Raw genomic sequence first — 4346 nt, forward strand, 5'->3', positions numbered from 1 at the left:
GATGGGCTACGGCATCGAGGCGCTCAACGTCTACGCCGGGATCGCGCAGATCCCCGTCCCGGCCCTGTTCGCCGGCCGCGGCCTGGAACAGGAGCGGCTGGCCAACCTCGCCATGCACAACCGCTCGGTCGGGCTGCCCTTCGAGGACCCGGTGACCAACGCCGTCAACGCGGCCAAGCCGGTCGTCGACGCGCTCGACCCGGCGGACCGCGCCGCCATCGAGGTCCTGGTCACCTCCACCGAGTCGGGGCTGGACCTCAGCAAGTCCGTCGCCTCCTACGTCCACGAGTACCTGGGCCTGAGCCGGAACTGCCGGCTGCTGGAGGTCAAGCAGGCCTGCTACGCCGCGACCGGGGCCCTCCAGCTCGCCGCCGGCTACCTCGCCTCCGGCGCCTCACCGGGTGCCAAGGCCCTGATCGTCGCGACCGACGTCGCCCTGGTCGACGAACGGGCGGCCTACGCCGAACCGGCCACCGGCCACGGCGCCGCCGCTGTCCTGCTGAGCGACCGCCCGGCCGTCCTGGAACTCGACCTCGGCGCGTTCGGGCTGTACAGCTACGAGACGCTGGACTCGGCCCGCCCCACCCCCGAGTTCGACATCGCGGACGTGGACCGCTCGCTCTTCGCCTACCTGGACTGCCTGAGCAACAGCTTCGCCGACTACCGGCTCCGGGTCGACGGCGCCGACTTCCGCCACACCTTCGACCGGCTGGCCATGCACACCCCGTTCAGCGGGCTCGTGCTGGCCGCGCACCGCAAGATGATGCGCGAGTCCGGCGCCTCCCTCGCCCAGGCCCAGGAGGACTTCGAACGACGGGTGCGCCCCTCGCTCGCCTACCCGGCCAGGGTCGGCAACCTCTGCTCCGGATCGGTCTACCTCGCGCTGGCCGGCCTGCTGGCCACCGACCCGGCGACCGACGCCGTCCGGGTCGGCCTCTACTCCTACGGCTCCGGCTGCTCCGCCGAGTTCTTCAGCGGGGTGACCGGACCGGGCAGCCGGGAGGCCGTCCTGGCGATGGACATCGGCGGCTCGCTGGACCGCCGCCGGGAGCTGGACTTCGCCGAGTACGTCCGGCTGCTGCCGGAGAGCCTGCGCACCCTGGTGCCGGCCGAGAACCGGACCGTCGACGTCGAGCGGTACGAGGAGTACCTGCCGGGGGACCGGCCGCTGCTGGTCCACACCGGCACCGAGGGCTACCACCGGACCTACGCGTGGCGGTGATCCGCCAGAAGGAGGCAACGACCATGAGCGACGCCGTGCTGACCGCCATCCGCGCCAGCGTGCGGGAGGTCCTCCCGGAGATCGACCCCGCCCTGGTGACCGAGGACGTCTCGCTGTCCGACCTCGGCGCCAACAGCATCGACCGGGTGGACGTGGTCACCATGACCATGGACGCCCTGGGCATCAGCCTGTCCGTCACGGACCTGCTGGCCGTCCACGACATCGGGACGCTCGCCGGGGTGCTGCGCCGGCACCTTCCGTGACCGGGGTCGTCGTCACCGGGGCCGGGGTGCTCTGCGCCACGGCCCCGGACGTCCCGGGTTTCGCCCGGGCGCTGCGCGAGGGCGTCTCGGGCATCGGGGCCCGCCCGGTGGACGCCAGCCACCCCGAGCTGCGCCCGGGGCTCGCCGCCGACCTGCCCGGCTTCGACCTGCCGGCCCTGCTCGCCGGCCGCTCCGAGGAGCTGCGCAGGGCCGCGATCCGCAGCACCGCCCGCTCGCCGATGCCGGTGCGGGCCTCCGTGGCGGTGGCCCTGGAGGGCTGGGAGAGCGCCGGGCTGCACCGGACGCCGGTGGCCGGCGAGCGGACCGGGCTCGTCGTCGCCGGCCACAACCTGGGCGGCCGCTTCGCGGACACCGTGCGGCAGCGCTACGCCACCAGCCCGGTGCACCTGCCGGCCCGGTACCCGCTGCAGTTCATGGACACCGACCACGTCGGCACGGTGAGCCAGGTCCTCGGCGTGACCGGGGAGGGCTACACCGTCGGCGGCGCCTCGGCCAGCGGCAACGTCGCCGTCATCAACGCGGCCCGGCTGGTGGCCGCCGGCGACGTCGACGTCTGTCTGGTGCTCGGCGCGCTGACCGACCTCTCCGACATGGAGCGCCAGGCCTTCTACAACCTCGGGGCGATGGCCGGGCGGCGCCGGGACGCGCCGGAGCGCTCCAGCCGGCCCTTCGACGCCGACCACGAGGGCTTCGTCCCCGGCCAGGGCGCGGCCTGCCTGGTCCTGGAGTCCGCCGCCTCCGCCACCCGCCGGGGCGTCACCCCGTGGGCCCGGCTGGCCGGCTACGCGATGCGGCTCTCCGGCAACGGCCTGGCCGATCCGCACCTCGCCGACGAGGTGGACGTGATGCGGCGGGCCCTGCGGCACGCCGGCCTCACCGCCCGCCGGATCGACTACGTCAACACCCACGGCACCGGCTCGCCGCTCGGCGACGACGTCGAACTGACCGCGCTGCGGACCGTGTTCGGCGCGGACGCCGACGGGCCCTGGATCAACTCGACCAAGGGCCTGATCGGCCACTGCCTCTGCGCCGCGGGCGTGGTCGAGGCGGTGGCGACCCTGGTGCAGCTGCGCGACGGCTTCGTGCACGGCAACGCGAATCTGCACCGGCCGATCGGCGCGGCCGGCCGGCTGGTCGGGACCGAGCCGGTGACCGCGCGGATCGACCACGCGCTGTCCAATGGCTTCGGGTTCGGCGGCTTCAACACCAGCCTGGTGTTCGGGCGCGCCTGAGGACCCGCCCGGCGGCACGGCCGGCCGTGCGGCGCACCCGCCGCACGGAGGAACACGACGAGAGGCAGGGACAGAGATGCCCACCGCGGTCGAGAGCCGCTGGCTGGCCGGTGACCCCCGGGTGGCCGTGGAGCCGGACGCCGTCCGGCTGTTCTGCTTCGCCCACGCCGGTGGCGGGGCCGCCGCCTACCGGCCGTGGCGGCCGGCCCTGGCCCCCGCGGTCGACGTGCGGGCCGTGGTGCTGCCCGGCCGCGAGTCCCGGGTGCGCGAGCTGCCGTACTACCGGATCGAGCAACTGCTGGACCCGCTCTGCGAGGCCCTGGAGCCGCACCTGGACCGGCCGTACGCCTTCTTCGGGCACAGCCTCGGCTCGATCCTCGCCTACGAGGCGGCCCGCCGGCTCTCCACCGGGCCGGGCCGGGGCCCCGAACTGCTGATCGTGTCCGGCCGGCGGGCACCCCGGCTGCCCACCGACCGCCGGAGCTTCTCCGACCTGCCGGACGCCGAGTTCCTCGCCGCCATGGCCGAACTGGGCGGCACCCCGGCCGAGGTGATGGGCCAGGAACAGCTGCTGAACCTGCTGCTGCCCACGCTGCGCGCGGACTTCGAGCTGCACGAGTCCTACCGGACGCTGCCCGGACCGGCACTGCGCTGCCCGGTCGCCGCCTACATGGGCGCGGCGGACTCCGAGGTGGACCGTGCCGAACTGCTGGGCTGGCACGCCGAGACCACCGGGGAGTTCACCCTGCGGGTCCTCCCCGGCGGGCACTTCTACCTGCGCGACGCGGCGAACGCGGTGGCCGACGCCGTCCGGCAGGACCTGGCCCGGGCCCGGCGCCGGCCGTGCTGACGGGGCCGCCGGGACCACCGGGACCGGTGGGACGGCAGGGGCGGCGCGGAGTGCTCAATTCTGGGCAGACCACCGCGGCCGGCCGTGTGAACCTCCCAGGGCAGGGGGACCTGTGTCACTCCCGCGGAGGGTCCGGACCCGGCCCCTCCGCCCTTCCATGCCCACCGGCAGGGCCGGGCCCTGCCCACACCCCGCGAGGGAGTTTGCCGATGACCACGACCGCCAAGGGCACGCTGGACGTCTCCGACTGGGAGGAGGCGGTGACCGCCGAGGGCGAGGGCCGGAGCAAGCAGGCCAACGCGCACTGCCTCAGCACCTTCACCGGCGACCTCCAGGGCACCGGCCGGGCGGACTGGCTGCTCGTCTACGTGGGCGACGGGACCGCGTTCGTCGGCACCCAGCGCTTCGAGGGCACGCTCGGCGGCCGGAGCGGCAGCTTCGTCCTCCGGACCCGGGGCAGCTACACCGAGACCGGGGTGGAGGTCGAGTGGGAGGTCGTCCCGGGCAGCGGCTCCGACGAGCTGGCCGGGCTGACCGGCGAGGGCGGCTACCGGAACGCCGACTACACGCTGGAGTACACCCTCGCCTGACCACCCGGGCCGCCCACCACCGGGCCGCCCGACCGCTCGACCGCCGTGGGGGGGCGCCCGCCCCCCCCCGCCCGGTAAGCCCGCGCGCTCCCACCGCATACCCCCGGGGTGGGCGCACCCCGGGTTACCCCCCGGCCCCCCCCGGGGGGGCCCCGGGGGGCCCCCCCC

At 75.2% G+C, this 4346-nt stretch carries 5 protein-coding genes; all 5 read left to right on the forward strand.

The genetic code is table 11. The annotated features are described in order from the left end of the window. Position 1: 1 nt before the first annotated feature. The 5 genes from ACFCX4_RS03775 (at position 2) to ACFCX4_RS03795 (ending at position 4178) form a co-directional block, all read left to right on the forward strand. On the forward strand, positions 2 to 1222 hold the full coding sequence (locus tag ACFCX4_RS03775) for a hydroxymethylglutaryl-CoA synthase family protein (RefSeq protein WP_376138643.1): 1221 nt from the start codon (positions 2 to 4) through the stop codon (positions 1220 to 1222). A 23-nt stretch (positions 1223 to 1245) separates the two neighbouring features. Then, a complete protein-coding gene (locus ACFCX4_RS03780; RefSeq protein WP_376138645.1) occupies positions 1246 to 1485 on the forward strand; it encodes a phosphopantetheine-binding protein in 240 nt (79 codons plus the stop codon). Further along, positions 1482 to 2738: a beta-ketoacyl synthase N-terminal-like domain-containing protein gene (locus ACFCX4_RS03785; protein ID WP_376138647.1), complete on the forward strand. Its 1257-nt coding sequence runs from the start codon at positions 1482 to 1484 to the stop codon at positions 2736 to 2738. The genes ACFCX4_RS03780 and ACFCX4_RS03785 overlap by 4 nt, the downstream gene beginning before the upstream one ends. A 76-nt stretch (positions 2739 to 2814) precedes the next feature. Continuing rightward, on the forward strand, positions 2815 to 3588 hold the full coding sequence (locus ACFCX4_RS03790; protein ID WP_376138649.1) for a thioesterase II family protein: 774 nt from the start codon (positions 2815 to 2817) through the stop codon (positions 3586 to 3588). A 209-nt stretch (positions 3589 to 3797) separates the two neighbouring features. Beyond that, positions 3798 to 4178 carry a DUF3224 domain-containing protein gene (locus tag ACFCX4_RS03795; protein WP_376138651.1) on the forward strand — a complete coding sequence of 127 codons (381 nt, stop codon included), beginning with the start codon at positions 3798 to 3800 and terminating at the stop codon, positions 4176 to 4178. Positions 4179 to 4346: the final 168 nt, after the last annotated feature.

The organism is Kitasatospora sp. NPDC056327, from assembly GCF_042261735.1.
Classification (GTDB): domain Bacteria; phylum Actinomycetota; class Actinomycetes; order Streptomycetales; family Streptomycetaceae; genus Kitasatospora.